This window comes from Corynebacterium sp. HMSC05D03, from assembly GCF_001807205.1.
GTDB classification, from domain to species: domain Bacteria; phylum Actinomycetota; class Actinomycetes; order Mycobacteriales; family Mycobacteriaceae; genus Corynebacterium; species Corynebacterium aurimucosum.
Genome location: NZ_KV788177.1, coordinates 182,270 through 205,199, shown reverse-complemented (window position 1 = coordinate 205,199; position 22,930 = coordinate 182,270). Strand labels below are relative to the sequence as shown.

The window sequence follows — 22,930 nt, the reverse complement described above, 5'->3', positions numbered from 1 at the left end:
AAACTAGAAGCGGGAGAAGCGCTTCGTCAGCATTTCCTCCAGGCCCTTCCAGGACTCCGCGTGCTCGGTGTAGGGCTTGGAGGGCACGTAGCCTGCGTGCTCGGTGGAACCCAGCATGTAGCCCAGGTAGTCCTGGAAGCGCGGGTTCTGCAGCATGTAGGAGTTGATGGAGTCATCCCCGGCCCAGTCGGCGGCATCTGCGCAGACCTCGTAGCAACGGCTCATCTGGTCCGTATCAACGGATTCGGGGCCCTTTTCAATATCGCGGACAATGCCGTAGAAGCTGTACTGGTTATCCGGGTGAACGGTGACCTCGAGCTCACCAGCGTTCGCTGCGGCAACGACTTCCTCCCAGGTGGATACCTTTGCTAGGTCGTGGTCATCGTTTTCCATGATCCAGCGCACCAGCACCTTGGAGCTGGGGAAGGTGAAGATTTCGCCCCACTTGCCCAAGAAAACCGGCTTGCCGTCGAGGTAGGTGCGCAGGGTGTAGACCGTCCTCTGATCGGCGGTGATCTTCACCGGGTCGATGCCCGCGGCTGCCCAGGGGGAGCTGTCATAAGGATCGGCGGATTCTGCGGCGGCCTTGCGCTCTTCCTCGGCCTTCTTGCGGGCTTCCTCTGCTGCTTCGCTGGCGGCGGAGATGCGGGTGGCGGCGTTGGTGGTTGCATCCTGGGTGAAGTCAGAGGAAGGAACGACCTTGACCACCTTGTCGAGGTCTTCGATGACCGAGCGCCAGTTGCTGTGGATAACGCGGCCCACGCCGGACCACTCACTCATGCCCTGTTCACCGGCGTAGTGATCGGCTCCGCGGGCAGGGTTGCGCAGGATGGAGTGCGATGCGAAGAAGATGACGGTGTGTTCCGCGGCGCAGACCTCCGCTAGTGCCTGTGCAATCTCCAGGCAGCGTGCGACGGTGGACACGTTCTCGTGGCTGGGGCGGCCGGCCAGGTGCTTCGGCATGCCGATGAGGTCGTAGACGCGTTTCTTTTCTGGCACGACACGGTCCGCCGCTTGGGAATTAAAGGCTTCCCACTTCGGGTGGTCGAGCAAGTCGTGCTTCGTGCCGGATTCGAGGAAGCAGAGCATCTCGGCTTCGGTGTTAAAGAGCAGGACGGATTCGTCGTCACCGAGAAAGGCCTGCCACTCGGAACCGTTCTGGCGCCACTTTGGCGCCCATAGGGTATAAAAATCGCCCTCAGAAAGGGAGAGCTTGATGGGGACAATAGCGCGGGTGTTCATGGGCAAATAGTCTACCCTGTGGGCCTCCAGAAGCCTTTGAAAGCCATCCCCATGTTGTTGGTGCGCAGTGGATTGGTTTGCACGGGGCTGCCGGCCTCCACCATCTGCCCGTCACCGGAGTACATGGCCACATGCCCATCCCACACAACGAGGTCGCCGGGCTGCAGCTCATCCGCGCTCACCTGGCGGCCCACGGTCTGGCTTTCAGCGGTGCGCGGCAGTTCCACCCCAGCCTGGCGCCAAGCCCATTGGGTTAGCCCCGAGCAATCGAAGCTGCCGTTGCCGGTGCCGCCCCATCCATAGGGTGTGCCCAGCTGGGAGAGTGCGGCTTGCACCGCGGCCTGGCCTTGCGCGCTTCCTTTGCTATCAGAGGACGAGGACGTGGTCAGCGCGTGGCGTGCTCCGCCTTCCTCCTGCGGACCGCGCACTGAAGGGCGCACCGCGCGTTGTGCAATGGGCACGAGGGGCGCGGCCGCCTGAAGGAGCTCCCCGGCCAGCTGCTTTACGCGCAGCATCGCCTTGCCGACGTACTCCATTGCCAAGGCCTGCAAAGCCGAGCGGGCTGCGGCCTGTGTGGCTGGGTTGGGGATGAGCAAGCCCAAGGCTAAAGGCAGTCCGCGCTGGAGCAACTCGAATCCCAGCCCGATGAGGTCCCTGACGGCCGCCGAGATGAGCCCGCGCGCGGAATCTAGCGCAGAGCGCGCCGTGGAAAGGTCCTCGGTGGCCTGGCGTGCGGTGGCGAAAAGCGCCCGCGGATCTCCGTGCGCTATCTCCGCTAAGGGCCCGGCAGCAGTGAGATCGGGCACAGTGGGCAGGGAGACATCGGGAAGCTGTGCCGGCTGCATCCGGGCGATGTGAGCGAGTGCTGACTCCAACATCACAGACCTCCACAGGCGCTAGCAAGAGCACCGTCAGCGTCCTCGGCCTCGCGGGCCATGCGGAAGCTGGAGTCCGCCACAGCTCCGGCATCCGCCCTGACCTGGACAAGGCGGGTAGCGAGGTTTTCCATGGCGGAGTTAAATGCGCCGGTGAAGCCACCCAGAACGGAATCTATAGGTAACGCAGGAGGGGGAGTGGCGGAGGCTTGGGAGACGGTGGCCAGTTCGTGTGCCAGCCGGCGGGTGTATTCGGTGTCAATAGTGAATGTGTCAAAGCTAGTCATGCCTTTTTAGACTGCGCCGCCCGCTGATCGGTTCCCGGCGGATTCTTATACAGTGAAGGGCATGGATATCCACGTAGTAGACCACCCCCTCGCCGCCTCCCGGCTCACGCTGATGCGTGATGCCCGCAGCGATAACACCGCTTTCCGTGCCGCCCTGCGAGACCTGGGCACCATGCTGGTGTATGAAGCAGCCCGTGATTTGCCCGTCGAGCATTTTGATTGCGTCACTCCCGTCGCCACGGCGGAGGGCACCCGCCTGCAAAACCCGCCGATTATCGTGCCCATCATCCGTGCTGGTCTGGGCATGATTGACCCGGCCCTGTCCATGATTCCGGATGCCCAGGTCGGCTTCATCGGTATGGCGCGAGATGAGGAAACCCACGAGCCGGTGCCTTATCTGGAGGCCCTACCGGAGGATCTCAGCGGCCGCAGCGTCTTCGTGGTTGACCCGATGCTCGCCACGGGTGGTTCCCTCCTGCACTCCCTGAAGCTCCTTGCGGACCGTGGCGCTACCGACATCACGGCGATCTGCATGGTCTCCGCCCAGCCGGGCGTTGATGCGCTGGCTAACTCGGGCTTGCCAGTTCGCTTGGTCACTGCAGCGATTGATCCGGCCCTCAACGAGGACGCTTATATCGTGCCGGGGCTGGGTGACGCCGGCGATCGCCTCTATGGCCCCCGCAATATCGACCTGTAGCGAAACCGTCGGTCAGGGCAGACCGCTCAGTATATCTAGCGTGTGACCTGCCCGGCTAACTGAACCGCATGGTCTAGTTGTAGACTCTTCCCAAGAGGAAACCACGGAGGAGGAAGCAGTGATCTCGGACTACGTCAGTGAGTGGTTCAGCAACCACCGCGCGGAGGTCATCGCGTGGCGCCGCCATATTCACCGCCACCCGGAGACTTCCAATAACGAGGTGGAAACCACCCGCTTCCTGTCCCGCACCCTGCGTGAGTACGGCTTGGAGCCGCATCTTTTCCCCGAGACCGGCCTCATGGTGGATATTGGCCCCGATACGGAACTTGGGCGCTTGGCCTTCCGCGCCGATATTGACGCGCTGCCCGTCACCGAAGTCACCGGACTCGAATACACCTCCGAGGTCCCCGGCGTCATGCACGCGTGTGGGCATGACATACACACCACCATTGCGCTGGCCACGGCCTGCGCCCTGGCGGACCTTAATCGCGAGCATCCGCTAGATTTCGGTGTTCGTGTCATCTTCCAGCCCGCTGAGGAAGTATGGGTGGGCGGCGCCACCGATGTCATCGAGTGGGGTGCGCTCGAAGGCGTGAACTCCATCTTTGCCGTGCACGTCGAACCAAAGCTGCGCGTCGGGCGTATCGGCGTTCGCGCTGGGGCGATCACCTCCGCGACCGATGTTGTGGAAATCAACGTCTCCGGCCCCGGCGGGCATACCTCGCGCCCGCACTTGTCGGCGGACGTCGTCTATGCGCTGGGCAAGCTGCTGACGGACCTGCCAGGTTTGCTCTCACGCCGCGTCGATCCGCGCACCGGCACCGTCTTGGTCTTCGGCCAGGTGAATTCCGGCTATGCCCCGAACGCGATCCCTGAGACCGGCTCTGTGTCTGGCACTATGCGCACGGCAGACATCGGAATCTGGCGGGATATGCAAACGCTCTTCTCCGAGTTGGTGGAACAGGTGCTAGCGCCCCTGGGTGTGGAGCATGAGCTGGTCTACCACCGCGGGGTTCCGCCCGTGCTTAATGACGACGTCTCTACCGCCCTCCTCGCCAGCGCTGCCCAGGCCATTGACCCGCAAGCCGTGGTTCAGGCCCCACAATCCTCCGGCGGCGAGGATTTCTCGTGGTACCTAGAAAAGGTGCCCGGCTCCATGGCTCGCCTTGGCTGCTGGTCCGGTGAAGGCGAGCAGCATGATCTGCATATGGGTGATTTGGCCCCCGATGAGAGAGCCATCGGCGTGGGCGTCAAACTCTTTGGCTCCGTAGCGGAGCAGTTTGCCAACGTGGAGGATTAAGCGCCTAAGCACTACACTGTGACAAGGATTTCCCAGAGTTCTTATAGGCAGAATTTTAAAAAAGGAGCGACAGTGTCACAGGAAGCCCCCCGCATCGTAATCATCGGCGGTGGCCCCGCAGGCTACGAGGCTGCGACCGCCGGCGCCAAGTACGGCGCGCACATTACGTTGATTGAGGAACAGGGCCCCGGTGGCTCCTCCGTTCTCTTGGACTGCGTGCCCTCGAAGTCCTTCATCGCTGGCGCCAACATTCGCACCGACTTCCGCCGCGCCGATGACATGGGCCTGAACCACCAGCTCAGCTCCTTGCAGCTGAGCCTGGAGGCCCTCAACGGCCGTGTTCAGGCGCTGGCTGCTAACCAGTCCCGTGACGTCCGTGCGGGCCTGGAGAAGATTGGCGTCAAGGTCATCGATGGCCGCGCGGCGTTCTCCGAGGATCAGCATGGGGTGAAGGGTGCAGCGCACAAGGTTGATGTCACCCATAAGGATGGCACCACTGAGACCCTCGACGCGGACCTCGTCCTCGTTGCTACCGGTGCCACCCCGCGCATTCTGCCGGGCGCGCAGCCGGACGGCGAGCGCATCCTCACCTGGCAGCAGGTCTATGACCTCAAGGAGGAGCCGGAACACCTCATCGTGGTCGGCTCCGGCGTGACCGGTGCTGAGTTCGTTTCCGCCTTCGCCGAGATGGGCGTGCGCGTGACCATGGTGGCTTCCCGCGACCGCATTCTGCCGCACGACGACGCCGACGCTGCCGACGTCCTCGAGACCGTCCTGGCCGAGCGCGGCGTGGAGCTGGAGAAGAACTGCCGCGTGGAGACCGTCTCCCGTACTGAGGACGGCAACGTGGTGGTCAAGACCCAGGATGGTCGCGAGATCCACGGCTCCCACGTCATCATGTCCATCGGTTCCATCCCGAATACCAAGAACCTCGGCTTGGAGCACGTTGGTGTGGCTACCACGAAGTCCGGCCACATCGAGGTTGACCGCGTTTCCCGCACCAATGTCGCTGGCATCTATGCCGCCGGCGACTGCTCCGACCTGTTCCCGCTGGCTTCCGTTGCCGCGATGCAGGGCCGTATCGCTATGTACCACTCCCTGGGTGAGGGCGTGTCCCCGCTGCGCCTGAAGACCGTAGCAACCGCCGTGTTTACCCGCCCGGAGATCGCAGCCGTGGGCTTTACCCAGGCGGAGATTGAGGCCGGTGAGGTTGCCGCCCGCACCATCACGATGCCGTTGAATACCAACCCGCGCGCCAAGATGCGCTCACTGCAGCACGGCTTTGTCAAGCTCTTCTGCCGTGCGACCTCCGGCCGCGTCATCGGTGGCGTGATTGTTGCTCCGACCGCCTCCGAGCTTATTCTGCCCATCGCGGTCGCCGTGACCAACCAGCTCACCGTGAACCAGCTAGCGGATTCCCTGGCGGTCTACCCGTCCCTGTCCGGCACCATCACGGAGGCGGCCCGCCGCCTCGTTGCTCACGATGACCTTGAGTAAAGACCTCGCGTAAATCAGACCCGGGTCTGATTTATCTACGGCCCGCTCTTATAAGCCCAGTGTGCTCACCGCATGCTGGGCTTCTTCCATGGTGAACTGCTCGCCGTATTCGCTGGTGAGCTGCATAAGGGGTGGACATGAGAGAGAACCTCCTGCGTAGGTGAGGGAAGAGAACTCGGCGTGGTGCCGAACACGTCCTATCCTGGCAAGCCCACCGGACATCGCAGTAGGAAATTCGAAAGCCTAGGCGAAAATGAAAGAACTATGAGGTGGCATAAGCCGAAACCGGCGTGGCATTGAGGTCGAGGCTGACGGGCCGCCCCACCTGTGGGAAGGCACGCTGCGGGCACGCTGGACGTGGGCAGGCGGCGCAGCCAGGGCCGATGGGGGTCGCCTCAGAAGGGGAGAGGTTGAGCGCATCCGCGTAGACCACGCGATCCGCCTGTGCGATATCGCAGCCTAAGCCCACGACGAATTCTTTGCGCGGCGTGCCCCAGGCCTGGGCCTGGCCTTGGACGAAGCGCGCAATCCACAAGTAGGTGTGGTCATCGGGCATCGAGGCCACCTGCCTCGTGATGCGGTTGGGCGTTTCAAAAGCGCGGTGCACGACCCACAACGGGCAGGAGCCGCCGCTGCGGGCGAAGTGGAAAGCGGTGGAGGACTGGCGCTTGGAAATATTTCCTGCGCGGTCGGTGCGGATGAAGGAGAAGGGAACGCCTTGGTGGCCGGGTCGCTGTAACGTCGACAAGCGCTGCGCGGTGGTCTCGAAACCAGTGCCAAAGGCCGTCGCGATGACGTCGATGTCATAGCGCGTTTCCTCCGCAGTGGCGAGGAACTGGGTATAAGGCATGGTCACGGCGGCGGCAAAATACTGCGCGAGGCCCAGCGTGCCAATAGTCTGTGCTTCCTCGCCCGGCAATTCGGCGACGAGTTCCGCGCAATGCTCCGGGTAGGCCAGCAGGCAGTACTGGAGCGCCATTTCAAAGACGAGTTGGGATTCCGTAAGGCCCGCGCGCAGGTGCAACTCGCGGTCGTGGAAGGTGCGGCGGCGCGGGGACGAGGAGGAAAAGCGCGTCGTGACACCGAATTCATCCTGCAAGACGGAAGCTAAGCGCCCGCGGCGCAGGACTCGGTCTCCGAGCGAATCGGAGAGCTCCTCGGCGGCTGTGTCGAGGCTATGGACGTAGTTGTGGGCGTCGTAGAAGAAGTCACGGACCGCTTCGAAAGGGCCGGGTTCGGCGGGGGTGTGTGCGGCGGCGTCGACAAGCCGGGGTAAAAGTTCGGGGAAGCGCCCGCTTAAGTCAGTAAGGGTGGCTTCGGTGGCTTCGGGGAAGAGCTGGCGCAGCTCGGCGAGAGCGCGCAGATCGCGGTCCCCTGCAAAGTACGTGGCGTCAACGCCGAAGCGTTGGGTCAGCTGCAGGAGGACGGTGACGGTGAGGGGGCGCTGGTCATTTTCCAGCTGGTTGAGGTAGCTGGTGGATAGCCCCAGCTGCTTCGCCATGGCGGCTTGTGTGAGTTTGCGTTCCTTGCGTAGTGCGTGGATTCTCGCCCCCGCGTAGTGCTTAGTCACCGTCTGCGTCCTCCTAAAAAGCCATCCCACCTGGAAATTCCACAAGTTTTGCAAACAACGCAAAGTCTTGCAACAGATAGTCACAGTTTACACATGTGGCAGGTCACACGGAGCGAGGTTAGTGTGATGCCTATCGCAATCGTTGTTCTGGTCTAGGAGGGAATCCCGTTGATTAACCACGAAGTACGTACCCACAAGTCCGCCGAGGACTTTCCTATTGAAGAGCACTTGGCCTACAAGGTTGCCAAGGTAGCTGCCGATCCCGTCGAGGTTCCGGCCGAGACCACCGAGATGATCATCAACCGCATCATCGATAACGCCTCCGTGGCCGTTGCCTCCGCCACCCGCCGCCCGGTTACCTCCGCCCGCGTCATTGCACAGGCCCACCCGGTGCAGGAAGGCGGCGCCACCATCTTCGGCGTGGACGGTAACTACTCCGCCGAATGGGCAGCCCTGGCTAATGGCACTGCCGTGCGTGAGCTGGACTACCACGACACCTTCCTTGCTGCCGACTATTCCCACCCAGGCGATAACATCCCGCCGATTCTCGCCGTGGCTCAGCACAAGGGCCTGACCGGCAAGGACCTCATCCGTGGCCTGGCTACTGGCTACGAAATCCAGGTTAACCTGGTCAAGGGCATCTGCCTCCACGAGTGGAAGATTGACCACGTGGCACACCTTGGTCCGTCCGTCGCCGCGGGTATCGGCACCATGTTGAACCTCGATGTGGACACCATCTACCAGGCCATCGGCCAGGCACTGCACACCACCACCGCCACCCGCCAGTCCCGCAAGGGCCTGATTTCCTCCTGGAAGGCCTACGCCCCAGCCTTCGCGGGCAAGATGGCCATCGAGGCAGTGGACCGCTCCATGCGCGGCGAGGGTGCCCCGGCCCCGATTTGGGAAGGTGAGGACGGCTTCATCGCCTGGATGCTGCACTCCCCGGAGCGCACCTACACCGTCCCCCTTCCGGCGGAGGGTGAAGAAAAGCGCGCCATCCTGGACACCTACACCAAGGAGCACTCCGCGGAGTACCAGGCACAGGCCCCGATCGACATGGCCTTTGCCCTCAAGAAGACCCTCGCGGAGAAGGGCCTGAAGACGGAGGACATCGAGTCCATCGTCCTGCACACCTCGCACCACACCCACTACGTCATCGGCACCGGCGCTAACGACCCGCAGAAGATGGATCCGAACGCCTCCCGCGAGACCCTGGATCACTCCATCATGTACATTTTCGCCGTGGCCCTGCAGGACGGCGAGTGGGACTACGAGACCTCCTACTCTGACGGGCGCAAGCACCGTCAGGACACCATCGACCTGTGGCACAAGATTTCCACCGTCGAGGACCCGGAGTGGACCCGCCGCTACCACTCCAACGACCTGGATGAGAAGGCTTTCGGCGGCAAGGCCGTCATCACCTTCAAGGACGGCACCGTCATTGAGGATGAGCGCGCGGTGGCCGACGCCCACCCGCTCGGCGCCCGCCCCTTCGGCCGCGAGGAGTACATCAACAAGTTCAAGAAGCTCGCTGCCGGCAAGGTCTCGGAGGAGGAGCAGGAGCGTTTCCTCGCTGCCGCGCAGAACCTGGAGAACCTCACCGACCTGAACGAACTCAACGTTCGCCTCACCGACGAGGCTATCGCCACCGCACCCGAGACCCCGAAGGGACTGTTCTAAATGGCTGGCCTATTTGGCTCCACTATCAGCAACGCAGACAAGCGCAAGAGCTTTCGCGAGGCGCTGAATGCACCGGAAATCACCACGCTGCCGGGCGCCTTCAACCCGCTGACCGCGCGCCTTATCCAGGATCTCGGTGGCTTCGGCGGCGTCTACGTCTCCGGCGCGGTGCTGGCCAATGACCTGGGCCTGCCGGACATCGGCCTGACCACGCTCACCGAGGTAGCGCAGCGCGCCGGGCACATTGCCCGTGCCACGGACTTGCCGGTGCTTGTCGACGCCGATACCGGCTTCGGCGAACCCATGTCCGCCGCCCGCACGGTTGCCGCGCTGGAGGACGCTGGCCTGGCCGGCTGCCACCTGGAGGACCAGGTCAACCCGAAGCGCTGCGGTCACCTCGATGGTAAGGAAGTCGTGCCGACGGATCTCATGGTTCGCCGCATTACCGCCGCCGTCAATGAGCGCCGCGATGAGAACTTCATCATCTGTGCCCGCACCGATGCCGCCGGCATCCACGGCATCGATGAGGCCATCGAGCGCGCCAAGGCTTATGCCGATGCCGGCGCGGACCTCATTTTCACCGAGGCCTTGTACTCGCCGAAGGACTTTGAAAAGTTCCGCGCCGCCGTGGACACCCCGCTGCTGGCCAACATGACGGAGTTCGGCAAGACCGAGCTGCTGTCGGCTAAGCGCATTGAGGACTTGGGCTACAACGCCGTCATCTGGCCGGTATCCACCCTGCGCGTGGCCATGGGTGCTACCGAAGAATTCCTCCGCGACATGCAGGAGACCGGACTGCAATCCGAGGAGTGGCTCGAGCGCATGCAGCACCGCTCCCGCCTCTACGAGCTGGTGCGCTACGACGAGTACAACGCCTTCGACCAGAGCGTGTTCACGTACTCCAAGGACAGCTACAAGCCCACCTTTGACTAATCCCCCCGGCCTAGCCCACACGCTAGGCCCCCACTTAAGGAGAAACACCATGTCTGAAACCCCAGAGATCCGCAAGGGCCTGTACGGCGTTGTCGTCGACGAGACCGCCGTGTCCAAGGTTGTCCCGGAGACCAACTCCCTGACCTACCGTGGCTACCCGGTGCAGGAGCTGGCCCGCTACTGCTCCTTCGAGGAGGTTGCCTACCTGCTGTGGAATGGCGAGCTGCCGACCCAGGATGAGCTGGTCCGCTTCTCCGCCCGTGAGAAGGCACTGCGTCACCTGGACCGCCACCTCATCGACCTGATCACCTCCATGCCGAAGTCCTGCCACCCGATGGACGTGCTGCGTACCGCAGTCTCCTTCATCGGCTCCCAGGATCCGGAGGAGTACACCAAGGACTCCGAGCACATCCGCCGCACCGCGCTGGAGCTTATGGCGAAGTTGCCGACCATCGTCGCACTCGACATCCGTCGCCGCCGTGGCGAGGGATACCTCGAGCCTTCCCGCAAGAAGGGCTTTGCGGAGAACTTCCTGTGGATGGTCTTCGGTGAGGAGGAAGGCTCCCCAGCCCTGTCGCGCTCCGATATTGAGGCCTTTGATAAGTCCCTCATCCTCTACGCGGAGCACTCCTTCAACGCGTCCACCTTCGCTGCCCGCGTGGTGACCTCCACGATGTCCGATACCTACTCCGCTGTTACCGCCGCCATCGGCGCCCTCAAGGGCCCGCTACACGGTGGTGCTAACGAGGCCGTGATGAAGAACTTCCTGGAGGTCGGTGACCCGGCCAAGGCAGAGGAGTGGACGCTCAACAAGCTCAAGAACAAGGAGCTCGTCATGGGCTTCGGTCACCGCGTGTACAAGAACGGTGACTCCCGTGTTCCGACCATGGAGGCTGCCTTCCGCGAGCTGGCCAAGGATCACGGCCAGGAGCAGTGGGTGGAGATGTACGAGAAGATGGCTAAGACCATGTACGAGAACACCTCCATCAAGATCCAGCCGAACCTGGACTTCCCGGCTGGCCCCGCGTACCACATCTTGGGCTTCGACATCGAGTTCTTCACCCCGATCTTCGTGATGGCCCGCATCACTGGCTGGACCGCACACATCGTGGAGCAGAACGAGAACAACTCCCTCATTCGCCCGCTGTCTGCTTACAACGGCAAGGAGCAGCGCTCCGTTCCTCCGAAGCAGATCTAAGAGAAGCGGACCTAGTCAGCGTAAAACCAGCGCACGAAACTTTCTTCTCGTGGGCTGGTTTTCTTCTTTGTCCGACTATGTGCAGCGTGTGGATTCCTGTTGACATATAAGCCGATTCTCGCCCGCGTTGTCGCCTCGGACACTATCCTTGTCTTCGTATTGTTCCTATCTGAAAGGATCACTCCTAGTGTCTGATACCGCCCACAAGTCCTTCTCCAAGATCTTGGTGGCCAACCGCGGTGAGATTGCCGTGCGTGCCTTCCGCGCCGCCTTTGAGGTCGGTTCCAAGACCGTTGCAATTTATCCCAAAGAAGACCGCAACTCCTTCCACCGCGCCTTCGCGGATGAAGCCGTGCGTATCGGTACCGAGGGTCAGCCGGTCAAGGCTTATCTCGATATCGATGAGGTTATTCGCGCCGCCAAGAAGTCCGGTGCGGATGCCATTTACCCGGGGTATGGCTTCCTTTCAGAGCGTGCAGATTTGGCTCGCGCCTGCCGTGACAACGGCATCAAGTTCATCGGCCCCACGGCTGAGACCCTCGACCTGACCGGCGATAAGGCCGCCGCTGTGGCTGCAGCTGAGGAAGCAGGGCTGCCTACGTTGAAGGACTCGAAGCCCTCGACGGACGTCGACAAGCTGGCGGAGTACGCCAAGGACTTTGAGTTCCCCGTCTTCGTGAAGGCAGTGGCCGGCGGTGGCGGCCGCGGTATGCGCTTCATCGAGAACGAAGCAGAACTGAAGACCAAGTGCGCTGAGGCCTCCCGCGAGGCGGAGGCCGCCTTCGGCGATGGCAATGTTTACCTCGAGACCGCGGTCATTCGCCCGCAGCACATTGAGGTGCAGATTCTGGCTGACTCCCAGGGCAACGTCATGCACCTGTACGAGCGCGACTGCTCCGTGCAGCGTCGCCACCAGAAGGTTGTGGAGATTGCCCCGGCGCCGACGCTGGACCCGGAACTGCGATACCGCATCTGCGCGGACGCCGTGAAGTTCTGCGAGCACATCAATTACGAGGGCGCTGGTACCGTCGAGTTCCTTGTTGATGAGAAGGGCAACCACGTCTTCATCGAGATGAACCCGCGCGTGCAGGTCGAGCACACCGTGACCGAGGAGGTCACGGGCGTGGACATCGTGAAGTCCCAGATGCAGATTGCCGCGGGCCTCTCCCTGGAGGAGCTGGGCCTCAAGCAGGAGGATATCCACATCACCGGCGCGGCACTGCAGTGCCGTATCACCACTGAGGACCCCTCTAACGGCTTCCGCCCAGATACCGGCACGCTGACCCAGTACCGCTCGCCGGGCGGCGCGGGCGTGCGTCTCGACGGTGCAACGGCCGTCGGCGCGGAGATCTCCCCGAACTTTGACTCGCTGCTGGTGAAGATGACCTGCCGCGGTGTCACTTTCGAGCAAGCCGTGGCCCGTGCGCAGCGCGCGCTCAACGAGTTCACCGTGGCCGGCGTGGCCACCAATATCGGCTTCCTGCGCGCTCTGTTGCGCGAGCCGGACTTCGTCAACACTCGCGTGGACACCAGCTTCATTCCGGAGCACCCGGACCTGCTGAAGGCCCCGCCGGCTGTGGACGAATCTGGCCGCATCATCGACTACATCGCTGACGTGACCGTCAACAAGCCGAACGGTGAGCGTCCGACCACCCTGCGCCCCTTCGATAAGCTGCCGGATCTGGACTTTAACTCCGAGCTGCCGCGCGGTTCCCGTGACGACTTGCTGGAGCTGGGCCCGAAGAAGTGGGCAGAAAAGATCCGTAAGCAGGATGCTCTGGCGGTCACCGATACCACCTTCCGCGATGCTCACCAGTCCCTGCTGGCTACCCGCGTGCGCGGTACCGCTCTGGTCACGGCTGCTGAAGCCGTCGCCCGCATGACCCCGGAACTCTACTCCGTGGAGGCGTGGGGTGGTGCTACTTACGATGTCGCCATGCGCTTCCTCAAGGAGGACCCGTGGGTGCGCCTGGATCTGCTGCGTGAGGCCATGCCGAACCAAAACATCCAGATGCTGCTGCGTGGCCGCAACACCGTGGGCTACTCGCCGTACTCCAACGATGTGTGCACCGGCTTCGTGCAGGAGGCTGCTAAGTCCGGCGTGGATATCTTCCGTATCTTCGATGCGCTAAACGACGTCACCCAGATGCGCCCGGCTATCGACGCCGTCCTAGAGACCAACACCACCGTGGCCGAGGTTGCCATGGCCTACTCCGGCGACATGTGCTCCCCGGATGAGAAGCTCTACACGCTGGATTACTACCTCAAGCTGGCCGAAGAGATCGTCAACACCGGCGCCCACGTCTTGGCCATTAAGGACATGGCAGGCCTGCTGCGTCCGGAGTCCGCATCCAAGCTGGTCATGGCTCTGCGCAAGGAGTTTGATCTGCCGGTTCACGTGCACACGCACGATACCGCGGGTGGCCAGCTGGCTACCTACTACGCGGCGGCCCTCTCTGGCGCGGACATCGTCGACGGTGCCTCCGCACCGCTAGCGGGAACCACCTCTCAGCCATCGCTGTCCGCCATCATCGCGGCATTCTCCAACTCCTCGCGTGACACCGGTATTTCCCTCAAGGCAGTCTCTGACCTGGAGCCCTACTGGGAGGCAGTACGCCAGCTCTACCAGCCGTTCGAGAAGGGCATTCCTGGACCGACCGGCCGCGTCTACCGCCACGAGATTCCGGGCGGCCAGCTGTCCAACCTGCGCGCGCAGGCTACTGCGCTGGGCTTGGAGGACCGCTTCGAGGTTATCGAGGACACCTACGCTGCGGTGAACGAGATGCTTGGCCGCCCGACCAAGGTGACTCCGTCCTCCAAGGTGGTCGGTGACCTCGCTCTGCACCTCGTGGGTGCTGGCGTGGACCCGGCTGACTTCGAGGCCAACCCCACCAAGTACGACATCCCGGATTCCGTCATCGCCTTCCTACGCGGTGAGCTTGGTACGCCTCCGGGTGGCTGGCCGCCGCTGCGCGACAAGGTCCTGGAGGGCCGCGCGCCTGGCGACGTTGCCGTCAAGCCCGTCCCCGAAGAGGAGAAGAAGCACCTGAGTTCGGATGATTCCACCGAGCGCCGTGCCTCCCTCAACCGCTTGCTCTTCCCGAAGCAGTTCGAGGAGTTCAACGAGTTCCGCCGCACCTACGGCAATACCGAGGCGCTGACGGATACCGTCTTCTTCTACGGACTGGAAGAAGGTAAGGACTACATTGTCCACCACTTCCCGGAGGGCTCCAACGACCGCGCAGACCTCAAGCCCATCACCTTGCGTCTTGATGCTATGGGTGAGCCGGACGAGAAGGGCATCCGCAACGTCGTACTCAACGTCAACGGCCAGATCCGCCCGCTCAAGGTTCGCGACAACAACGTTGAGTCCACTGTCGCCACCGTGGAGAAGGCTGACCCGTCCAACGAGGGCCACGTGGCCGCACCGTTTGCCGGCGTGGTGAACCCGACCGCCAAGCCGGGTGACGAGGTCAAGGCCGGCGACCAGATCGCCGTCATCGAGGCCATGAAGATGGAAGCCTCCATCTCCGCCACCAAGGATGGCACCATCGAGCGCGTCGCCATCGGCGCCGCCACCAAGGTTGAGGGCGGCGACCTCATCGCGGTCATCAACTAAAGACCGACTTAGGTCATGGATGGGTGAGCAGCGTCATTCTTGGCGCTGCTCCCTGGTGGTTTTGGCGGTGGGATGGGATTCTTCCTCACTACATTGACCTAAGCCAGGAGGGCGCCTCGCAAAAGGCATCTGGCAGAAGGCATCTTTGGGTCCAAAAACGCCATCTGCACTGAGTAAAAGGCGTTTTCAGCCGTGAAAACGCCTTTTGACTGATGCCTTTTATCAGACGCCTCCCGCATGTCGATGGAGGCACGTAGACGTTGCGCGTTGCGAGGGGAGCGAAGAAGCTAGTCGCGTTTTCGCGAAGATACGTGCAGCGTTATACGGAAACCGTCGTTGTGGCCCGACTTGGATCCGCGGTGGGTGAGCAACGTCGCTCTTCGCGCTGCCGTAGGCGCGCCGCGAAAGGTGTCGAGTATAGTCGACACTTTTAGAAGAAACCGAGGAAGTGTCGAGTATAGTCGACATCTTTTGTCGGCTTGCGGTGCTAGAAACGCTTGAGCATCACGTGGGCATCCGGGCGGCCCGGGACGTCGATGTCGACGAAGCCCTCGGATTCATAAAGCTTGCGGGCGCCGGTGTTCTCCGGCTCAATCCACAGCGAAATGGCTGGGGCTTCCTGCGCCTCGGCGAGGTCGCAGGTGTTGCGCAGGAGGCGTCGCCCAGCGCCTAAGCCCCTGTAGCGGGATTCCACAGCAATGAAGAGCTCGGGGATCTCCTCTGGATCGAGGTCTGTGGCCCACTGGGACTCATCAAAAGGATCGGCCTCTGGATTGCCGGTGTAAGCAGCACCCTTCGCTTCAGTGGTGTAGTAGCGCAGCCACGCGCCACCAACGGGCACGCGGTGGCTGGAGACAGCGATGACGCCGCCGTCGACATGGGGAGACCATTCATCGACGTACAGCCCCACGTCAGGCGTGTGGAAGTCCCCGATATGGGCGTCCTCGTCACCGAGGACATCGGCGAGGAAAAGAAGGCGGGAGAGGTAGGTACGGTCGTGCTCCTTGGCCAACCGTACGCCGAACTCGGAATCGTTAACGCTCATGCCTTCCGAGGCTACTTGATCTCTGAATTTAGTCACTAACTGAGTGACTCGAGGGGAGTTGGTGGCGCAATCCTGATGCGCCATTGCTGCATCCCCCCGGAGCGACAAAACAGCACCCCGGTAAGTAGTACTCAGCGGGTAAGTAACCCGGAGCAGAGCTCCACCGGGGTATCACGTCAAAGAGTACTTAACAGTGCTAATCGAGGCAAGGTTTGTCGCAGTTTTGCGCTGTTCTCTGCCGGCAGAGACGCATTAGCGAACTACTTGATCTCCAGAATCGGCTCGCCCTTGTTGATCTGCGTGCCGGTGGACACCTTGAGGTCGGTCACGGTGCCGGATTTGTGGGCCTTGACGGGGTTCTCCATCTTCATGGCCTCGAGGACGACAACGACCTCGCCCTCTTCAACTTCCTGGCCCTCCTCGACGGCGACCTTGATGACGCTGCCCTGCATCGGCGCGGTCACGGTGTCGCCGGACACGTTTGCCGACGCCCCCTTGCCACGACGCTTCTTCGACTTCTTGCGCTTATTGCCACCGCCCAAGAGGAGGTTGCCCGGCAGGGCCACTTCGATACGGCGGCCGCCCACCTCGACGACGAACTTCTGGGCGGCCTCCTGTTCCTCGTCCTCGGGGGCCTCGGTGGTGTCGGTGTATTCGGGCAGTTCGTTTACCCACTCTTCCTCGATCCACTTGGTGTAGACCGTGAAGTTGCCGTCTTCGGCGGTGAAGGCAGGATCGGTGAGAATGGCCTGATGGAAGGGGATAACCGTGGGGAGGCCTTCGATGCGGTACTCGGCCAGGGCGCGGCGTGCACGCGCAATGGCAGTCGCGCGGTCTGGGCCCCAGACGATGAGCTTGGCCAGCATGGAGTCGAACTGGCCACCAATGACGGAACCTTCGCGCACGCCGGAGTCCATGCGCACGCCCGGGCCGGAAGGCTCGGAGTACGTGGCGACGGTTCCGGGGGCTGGCATGAAGCCCGCGGCGGCGTCCTCGCCATTGATGCGGAACTCGATGGCGTGGCCGTGCGGAGCCGGGTCCTCGGAGATGGAAAGCTCGCGGCCCTCGGCGATGCGGAATTGCTCGCGAACGAGGTCGAAGCCAGTGGTTTCCTCGGTAACGGGGTGCTCCACCTGGAGGCGCGTGTTGACCTCAAGGAAGGAGATGAGGCCATCGGCGCCCACAAGGTACTCCACGGTGCCGGCACCGTAGTATCCGGCCTCGCGGCAAATGCGCTTGGCAGATTCGTGGATGGAAGCGCGCTGCTCATCGGTGAGGAAGGGGGCAGGGGCTTCTTCAACGAGTTTCTGGAAGCGGCGCTGCAGGGAGCAGTCGCGGGTGCCCATGACGACGACATTGCCGTGCTGGTCAGCCAAGACCTGAGCCTCGACGTGGCGGGCCTTATCCAGGTAGCGCTCGACGAAGCACTCACCACGGCCGAAAGCAGTGACGGCCTCGCGCGTGGCGGACTCGTAGAGGTCCTTGATCTCCTCGCGGGTGTGGGCGACCTTCATGCCGCGGCCACCGCCACCGAAAGCGGCCTTGATGGCAACCGGTAGACCGTGCTCGTCGGCGAAGGCCTCGACCTCCTCTGCGCTGGCGACGGGATCCTTGGTGCCCGGTGCCATGGGAGCGTCAGCACGCTCGGCAATGTGACGGGCGGTGACCTTGTCACCCAGGTCGGCGATGGACTTCGGGGAGGGGCCGATCCAGGTCAGGCCCGCGTCGATGACGGCCTGGGCAAAATCGGCGTTCTCGGAGAGGAAGCCGTAGCCGGGGTGGATGGCGTCGGCGCCGGATTTGGAGGCGGCGTCGAGAATCTTGTTGAAGTCGAGGTATGACTCTGCGGAAGTTTGACCGCCGAGTGCAAAGGCTTCGTCGGCAAGCGTGACGAATGGGGCGTCAGCATCTGGCTCAGCGTAGACCGCTACGGATGCGATGCCGGCGTCGCGAGCCGCGCGGATAACGCGGACCGCGATCTCACCGCGGTTGGCCACGAGGACCTTGGTGATGTTCTTGGTTTCAACTGCCACGGCAGGAACCCTCCTCCATTTTTTCTGATAGGACTGCGTACTATTCTTGCACACCAAAACATGAGGATACCTTCACATCTTGGTTTCGTGTCAAAAAATAAACCCGCACCAGCGTGGATGCGGGGTTAATTCGGTGTGTTCTTAACGCTCAACGGGCATTCGAACCATGTTGCCCCACTCTGCCCACGAGCCATCGTAGACGCGCGGGTTGTCGAAGCCGAGCAGGTACTTGAGTACAAACCAGGTGTGTGCGGCCTGAGCGCCGACATGCGAGTAGAGGACGGTTTCCGTTGCGGGCTCTAGCTCGCCATAGTTGACCTTGAGCTCGCTGAGCGCGCGGAAGCAGCCGTTGGGGTAGACCGCTCGATCCCACTCGAGGTTGATGGCGCCTGGGATGTGACCGTGGGTCAAGGTGGTGCCGTAGGCAGACTCACCAGTTCCGTTCTTGAGGGCAGCTTCGCCGCAGAACTCGTCTGGGCTGCGGGTGTCGACCACCGTGGCGGTGGAGCCGCGCAGCTCGTCGACGAAGATGCGGGATGATTCTTCGCGGGAAACCTCAGGGTAGGAGGAAGGGGTCGGGTCAGGGACCATAAACGAGGTATCGCGTTCCTCGGACATCCAGGCATCCCGGCCACCATCGAGAAGCCGCACGTCTTCGTGGCCGTACAGCTCAAAGATCCACAGGGCGAATGCAGCCCACCAGTTGGACTTGTCTCCGTACAGGATGACGGTGTCATCGCGCTCGATGCCCTTCGAGCGAAGGAGGGCTGTGAAATCTTCCGCGCTGATGATGTCCCTCGTTGTGTTATCGAGCAACTCCGTCTGGACGTTGATACGGATAGCGGTGGGGATGTGGCCGATATCGTAGAGGAGTGAATCCTCATCGACCTCGATGACGTGGAGGCCGTTGATGCCCAGTCGCGCGGATAGCCACGGTGCGGACACGAGGCGCTCAGGGTGCGCGTACTCCTGGAAAGGGGGATTCGGGTCGAATTCGGCCACGGTCCACCTGCCTTTCTCGTTAAGGGGAAACGTTCGCTTCAACTCTAGCGTGCTCGGCCGAAAAGTGGTCACGGGGGAGGGCTCTTTGTGGTGTTGGATACATTTTTGTGCCGTAGGGTGCTAGCTCGCGTGCACTGGTTATAACAAGTGTGCAGGTCAGGGGCCACAAACTGCGTTAAGCTCGACTTTTATCGCATTTTGGCGTCGCTTCTTCAGGTGAGCGAACAGGCCTAACCTGGGTTATTTTAAGAAGTGACACTCATTAACCCCCTAGCGAAAGGGAAGCACTGTGCACAAGGCAATCGTCGTCTTCGAGGTCGAGGGCGGATCCGACAAGCAGATCAATGGACACCGTAAGGACACCATGCCGATCGTCGACTGCATCAAGGATGCAGGCTGGCACGCAGAGGTCGTGTTCTACCGTCCCGAGTGGTCTGAGAAGCTCTTTGAGTATGTATCTGAGAACTTCGATGCCTACATTTCCCGCGTGAACCCGGGCAACATCCCGGGCGGTGAGAAAGGCTACTTCGACTTGCTCACCAAGCTGTCCGACGCCGGCCTGGTCGGCATGTCCACCCCGTACGAGATGATGGCTTACGGCGCCAAGGATGCCCTGGTTAAGCTCAATGACACGGACCTGGTTCCGGCTGACACCGCCGCCTACTACGACGTCGAGTCCTTCCACAAGACCTTCCCGGCCTCCCTGTCCTACGGCGAGCGCGTGCTCAAGCAGAACCGCGGTTCCACTGGTTCCGGCATCTGGCGCGTGCGCCTTGCCGACGAGAAGCTGGCCGAGTCCGTCGAACCGGGCACCGCACTGCCTCTCGACACCAAGATCAAGTGCACCGAGGCTGTGGACAACCACACTGAGGAGCGCGAGCTCGGCGAGTTTATGGATTTCTGCGACCAGTACATCGTGGGTGACAACGGCATGCTCGTGGACATGCGCTTCATGCCGCGCATCGTTGAAGGCGAGATTCGTATTCTTCTCGTGGGCCCGGATCCGGTCTTCGTGGTGCACAAGAAGCCGGCTGAGGGCGGCGACGCTTTCTCCGCGACCCTGTTCTCCGGTGCTAAGTACACCTACCAGAAGCCGGAGGAGTGGCAGGAACTCGTCGACATGTTCGCTGAGGTCCGCCCGGTCATTGCAGAGAAGCTCGGTGGTGACAACATCCCACTGATCTGGACCGCAGACTTCATGCTGGCGGACGGTGAGAACGGCGAAGACACCTATGTCCTTGGTGAGATCAACTGCTCCTGCGTGGGCTTCACCTCTGAGCTGGACATGGGCATCCAGGAAAAGGTGGCGGCTGAAGCCATCAAGCGCGTGGAGGCCAAGCACGCATAAGCGTTTATTTTCGCGCTAGCCTTATCGAGCTTCCCCTGCCGCGGCAGGGGAAATTTGCATTTTCTTGGGGCTTATTCCCCGAGCCGGGCTGCCGGTGAGCGAGATCTCAGGTACGTTCGAAGGGGTAAAAATTGCGCCAGTGTAGTGCTGTAGCGTGCTGCGAAATTCGATGATTCTCCGAAAGGTCTAAGGAATAATGACGAACCCCAACCAGTTTGGTGAGAACGCCGACAACAGCGATAGCAACGTGGGCGATAACAGCTTTAACGGTTCCCACGGCGAGAACTCTGGGAACGATAACTTCGGTAGCTTTGGCGGCTACGGCAGCCCCCAGTCCAACAAGGATAGCTCGGCGTCTGGCTGGAATGCCCAGGATTCGAACTCCGGCTTTGGCTGGGGTGGCCAGGCAGGATACGGCGATTACTCCGAGAACTCCGCTGAGACTTCCTCGTTTGGTAGCGCCTCTTCCCAGGATTCGCAGCCGGACACTGACCGCGAAGCTAAGGACAGCACGTTTAGCGAAGGCTTTGCTTCTGCTGAGCCCGCATCCGAGTCCGCTAAGGACCAGGACACCCACTCCACCCAGGACTCCTTTGGCGCCTCCTATGCTTCCTACAACACCGATAGTGGTGCTGGCGCCGAGCATGCCGCTGAGTCGACGAACTCGAACCAGAGCCACAGCGACAACGGCTACGGCACTAACGGCTATGGCAACGACGGCTTTGGCGGTGGTGCGCAGACGGAATCCAACCAGGGCCATGGCTTTGGGCAGCAGTCAAGCAATGGTTTCGGTAGCCAGGCCTCTCACTCCAACTCCACGTCCGGTTTTGGTAGCTACTCCCAGCAGAACCAGGGCTTCGGTGCACAGGAGCAGCAAGGTTTCGGCTCCCAAGGACAGCAAGGTTTCGGCACCCAGGAGCAGCAGGGCTTTGGCCAGCAGAACTCGCCCTTTGCGGCCTCCCCGCAGAATCAGTACCCGCAGCAGGCTGCGCCGAATGGCGGTTCTTCCAAGGGCACGGGATTCTTCAAGGCGCTGTTTGACTTCTCTTTCAGCAACTTTATCACCCTGAAGTTCTCGTCCTTCATTTATATGCTGCTCGTCATTTTGTCAGCAGTCTTCTGGGTAGGAACGATCCTCTTCTCCTTCGCGTTTTTCGCTGATAGCGTTCTTTTGGGAATCCTTGCGTTCCTCGGTGCTGTGATCTTCGGCGGAATCACCTTCCTTTTTTACGTCATCCAGTTCCGATTGATCTTGGAGTTCTTCGTGGCAAACATCCGCACCGCGCAGAACACCGGCGATCTGGTTGCCAAGGCGGATGGCGATAAGGCTTAAAAGTCACTCTCCGCGCTGCTGTAGGGCAGACAAACAAATCCCGCGGCCTCAGTATTCGAGGTCCGCGGGATTTTTCTATGCAGGGGCCGCCGCGGTTTACGCGGCGAGCAGAGTGGCGTTGTTCCTAGCCAGTCGGGCTGGCCGAGCTGCTTAGTCCAGCAGCGCGGCGACGGACTCGGGGTCGGCGTCGGAAAGCATCTGGCGGATGCGGTCATACTCCGCGTCCTCACCGATGGCCTTCGCAGCATGGCCCAGCGCGGCAATCGCGCGCAGCACACCCTGGTTGGGCTCGTGGGAGAAGGGGACAGGGCCCCAGCCCTTCCAACCATTGCCGCGCAGGCGGTCGAGGCTGCGGTGGTAGCCGGTACGCGCATAGGCGTAGGCGGTGATGAAAGCGGTGGGCTCAGCACCCTTGTTCTTGTCTAGTTCCTGTTCCGCCAGCAGAGCCCAGAGCAGCGGGGAATCCGGGTGGGCGACGATTCCGGCGGTGAGATCGGAGGTACTGTCAGCACCCGGATCGGCGGGCAGCTTGATGGGCGGGGGAGCGAGCATATCTTTCATTTCCATGCCGCCCCACTCTAGCCATGTGGCGCCACGGCCACCAGAGGGGGCGAACCTTGAAAGGGGCGAACCTGGAAGGTTCGCCCGGAACTAGAAGGGCTCGCCCAGAATTAGTGCTGAGCCCAGAAATCGGAAACGTTGAGCCCAAAGAAATACAGCGCGCGGCGCAGCACTGGTAGCGAAAGGCCGATAACGGAGGAGGGATCGCCCTCAATGCGGTCGATGAACCAGCCGCCGAGGGCTTCCAAGGTAAAGGCGCCGGCGCATTCGAGTGGCTCGCCGGTGCGGGCGTAGGCCTCGATATCGGCGTTCGAAGCCTGGGCAAAGTGCACCGTCGTGCGCGAGGCTTCTACGAAGCGCTTATCGCCCCGCAGCACGCAATGGCCGGTGATGAGCTCCGCGGCGCGCCCGGCCTGCGCGTGCCAGCGCTCCACGGTGGCCTCGGGGGTATGGGGTTTGCCTTGGAGGGAGCCGTCGAGAAGCAGCATGGAATCCCCGCCCACCACGACGTCCTCGGGATAGTCAGGAGCAATAGCCTCTGCCTTAGCAGTAGCCAGCGCACAGACGATCTCGGCGGGCTCAGCACCCGCCAGGCGCTCCTCGATGGCCCGCTCATCCACGTGGGCCGGGGCGATGACGGGTTCCACGCCCGCACCCCGCAGGATGGACAGGCGGGAGGGGGACTGGGAAGCTAGAACCAGGCGCATGCG

19 protein-coding genes are annotated in these 22,930 nt (G+C 62.1%); 9 read left to right on the top strand and 10 right to left on the bottom strand.

The genetic code is table 11. The features are described 5' to 3' along the window. Window positions 1-3: 3 nt before the first annotated feature. Genes HMPREF3147_RS07230 through HMPREF3147_RS07220 form a run of 3 tightly spaced genes read right to left on the bottom strand, consistent with a single transcriptional unit; the run spans window position 4 to window position 2,404 of the window. Window positions 4-1,242 carry a hypothetical protein gene (locus tag HMPREF3147_RS07230; RefSeq protein ID WP_070446405.1) on the bottom strand — a complete coding sequence of 413 codons (1,239 nt, stop codon included), beginning with the start codon at window positions 1,240-1,242 and terminating at the stop codon, window positions 4-6. A gap of 11 nt (window positions 1,243-1,253) precedes the next feature. Then, window positions 1,254-2,120, bottom strand: coding sequence for a C40 family peptidase (locus tag HMPREF3147_RS07225; RefSeq protein WP_070446404.1), 867 nt, complete (start codon window positions 2,118-2,120; stop codon window positions 1,254-1,256). Next, complete coding sequence (locus HMPREF3147_RS07220; protein ID WP_070446403.1) at window positions 2,120-2,404, bottom strand: hypothetical protein; 285 nt, start codon at window positions 2,402-2,404, stop codon at window positions 2,120-2,122. Before HMPREF3147_RS07220 ends, HMPREF3147_RS07225 begins: the two co-directional genes overlap by 1 nt. Window positions 2,405-2,465: 61 nt before the next feature. Here HMPREF3147_RS07220 and upp point away from each other — a divergent pair, with 61 nt between their 5' ends. The 3 genes from upp (at window position 2,466) to HMPREF3147_RS07205 (ending at window position 5,898) form a co-directional block, all read left to right on the top strand. Continuing rightward, a complete protein-coding gene (gene upp / locus HMPREF3147_RS07215; RefSeq protein ID WP_010189385.1) occupies window positions 2,466-3,101 on the top strand; it encodes a uracil phosphoribosyltransferase in 636 nt (211 codons plus the stop codon). A 118-nt stretch (window positions 3,102-3,219) separates the two neighbouring features. Continuing rightward, window positions 3,220-4,401, top strand: coding sequence for a M20 family metallopeptidase (locus tag HMPREF3147_RS07210; RefSeq protein WP_070446401.1), 1,182 nt, complete (start codon window positions 3,220-3,222; stop codon window positions 4,399-4,401). Window positions 4,402-4,473: 72 nt separating this feature from the next. Continuing rightward, entirely contained in the window at window positions 4,474-5,898 is a 1,425-nt protein-coding gene (locus HMPREF3147_RS07205; RefSeq protein WP_070446399.1) for an NAD(P)H-quinone dehydrogenase, read from the top strand. Window positions 5,899-5,946: 48 nt separating this feature from the next. Here the strand turns inward: HMPREF3147_RS07205 and HMPREF3147_RS12595 are convergent, their stop codons facing one another. Together HMPREF3147_RS12595 and HMPREF3147_RS07200 are read right to left on the bottom strand one after the other, a co-directional pair. After that, window positions 5,947-6,024: an Ltp family lipoprotein gene (locus tag HMPREF3147_RS12595; protein ID WP_236659433.1), complete on the bottom strand. Its 78-nt coding sequence runs from the start codon at window positions 6,022-6,024 to the stop codon at window positions 5,947-5,949. Window positions 6,025-6,160: 136 nt separating this feature from the next. Beyond that, window positions 6,161-7,468 (bottom strand): short-chain fatty acyl-CoA regulator family protein, encoded by a 1,308-nt coding sequence (locus HMPREF3147_RS07200; protein WP_070446397.1) that lies wholly within the window; start codon window positions 7,466-7,468, stop codon window positions 6,161-6,163. A 168-nt stretch (window positions 7,469-7,636) separates the two neighbouring features. Between HMPREF3147_RS07200 and prpD the strand changes: the two genes are divergently transcribed. From prpD to HMPREF3147_RS07180, 4 genes are all read left to right on the top strand, one after another. Continuing rightward, window positions 7,637-9,148 (top strand): 2-methylcitrate dehydratase PrpD, encoded by a 1,512-nt coding sequence (prpD, locus tag HMPREF3147_RS07195; protein WP_070446395.1) that lies wholly within the window; start codon window positions 7,637-7,639, stop codon window positions 9,146-9,148. Beyond that, window positions 9,149-10,081: a methylisocitrate lyase gene (gene prpB / locus HMPREF3147_RS07190; RefSeq protein ID WP_070446393.1), complete on the top strand. Its 933-nt coding sequence runs from the start codon at window positions 9,149-9,151 to the stop codon at window positions 10,079-10,081. A gap of 49 nt (window positions 10,082-10,130) precedes the next feature. Beyond that, a complete protein-coding gene (locus HMPREF3147_RS07185) occupies window positions 10,131-11,279 on the top strand; it encodes a bifunctional 2-methylcitrate synthase/citrate synthase (protein ID WP_070446391.1) in 1,149 nt (382 codons plus the stop codon). 187 nt (window positions 11,280-11,466) lie between these two features. Next, the gene (locus tag HMPREF3147_RS07180) at window positions 11,467-14,898 is read left to right on the top strand and encodes a pyruvate carboxylase (RefSeq protein ID WP_070446389.1); all 3,432 of its coding nucleotides are present in this window, start codon (window positions 11,467-11,469) and stop codon (window positions 14,896-14,898) included. A 487-nt stretch (window positions 14,899-15,385) separates the two neighbouring features. Here the strand turns inward: HMPREF3147_RS07180 and HMPREF3147_RS07175 are convergent, their stop codons facing one another. From HMPREF3147_RS07175 to HMPREF3147_RS07165, 3 genes are all read right to left on the bottom strand, one after another. Then, a complete protein-coding gene (locus HMPREF3147_RS07175; RefSeq protein ID WP_070446387.1) occupies window positions 15,386-15,943 on the bottom strand; it encodes a GNAT family N-acetyltransferase in 558 nt (185 codons plus the stop codon). Window positions 15,944-16,203: 260 nt separating this feature from the next. After that, a complete protein-coding gene (locus HMPREF3147_RS07170) occupies window positions 16,204-17,976 on the bottom strand; it encodes an ATP-binding protein (RefSeq protein WP_070446385.1) in 1,773 nt (590 codons plus the stop codon). A gap of 141 nt (window positions 17,977-18,117) precedes the next feature. Further along, window positions 18,118-18,978: a sulfurtransferase gene (locus HMPREF3147_RS07165; protein ID WP_070446383.1), complete on the bottom strand. Its 861-nt coding sequence runs from the start codon at window positions 18,976-18,978 to the stop codon at window positions 18,118-18,120. Window positions 18,979-19,267: 289 nt separating this feature from the next. On the opposite strand from HMPREF3147_RS07165, the gene HMPREF3147_RS07160 reads away from it, so the two are divergent. Together HMPREF3147_RS07160 and HMPREF3147_RS07155 are read left to right on the top strand one after the other, a co-directional pair. Then, window positions 19,268-20,326, top strand: coding sequence for a Cj0069 family protein (locus HMPREF3147_RS07160; protein WP_010189357.1), 1,059 nt, complete (start codon window positions 19,268-19,270; stop codon window positions 20,324-20,326). Between the two features lie 196 nt (window positions 20,327-20,522). Next, on the top strand, window positions 20,523-21,659 hold the full coding sequence (locus HMPREF3147_RS07155) for a DUF4282 domain-containing protein (RefSeq protein ID WP_070446381.1): 1,137 nt from the start codon (window positions 20,523-20,525) through the stop codon (window positions 21,657-21,659). Between the two features lie 150 nt (window positions 21,660-21,809). On the opposite strand, the gene HMPREF3147_RS07150 is transcribed toward HMPREF3147_RS07155, so the two are convergent. Both HMPREF3147_RS07150 and HMPREF3147_RS07145 read right to left on the bottom strand, forming a co-directional pair. Then, a complete protein-coding gene (locus HMPREF3147_RS07150; protein ID WP_070446379.1) occupies window positions 21,810-22,226 on the bottom strand; it encodes a DUF3151 domain-containing protein in 417 nt (138 codons plus the stop codon). A gap of 104 nt (window positions 22,227-22,330) precedes the next feature. After that, window positions 22,331-22,927: a Maf family protein gene (locus tag HMPREF3147_RS07145; protein ID WP_070446377.1), complete on the bottom strand. Its 597-nt coding sequence runs from the start codon at window positions 22,925-22,927 to the stop codon at window positions 22,331-22,333. Window positions 22,928-22,930: the final 3 nt, after the last annotated feature.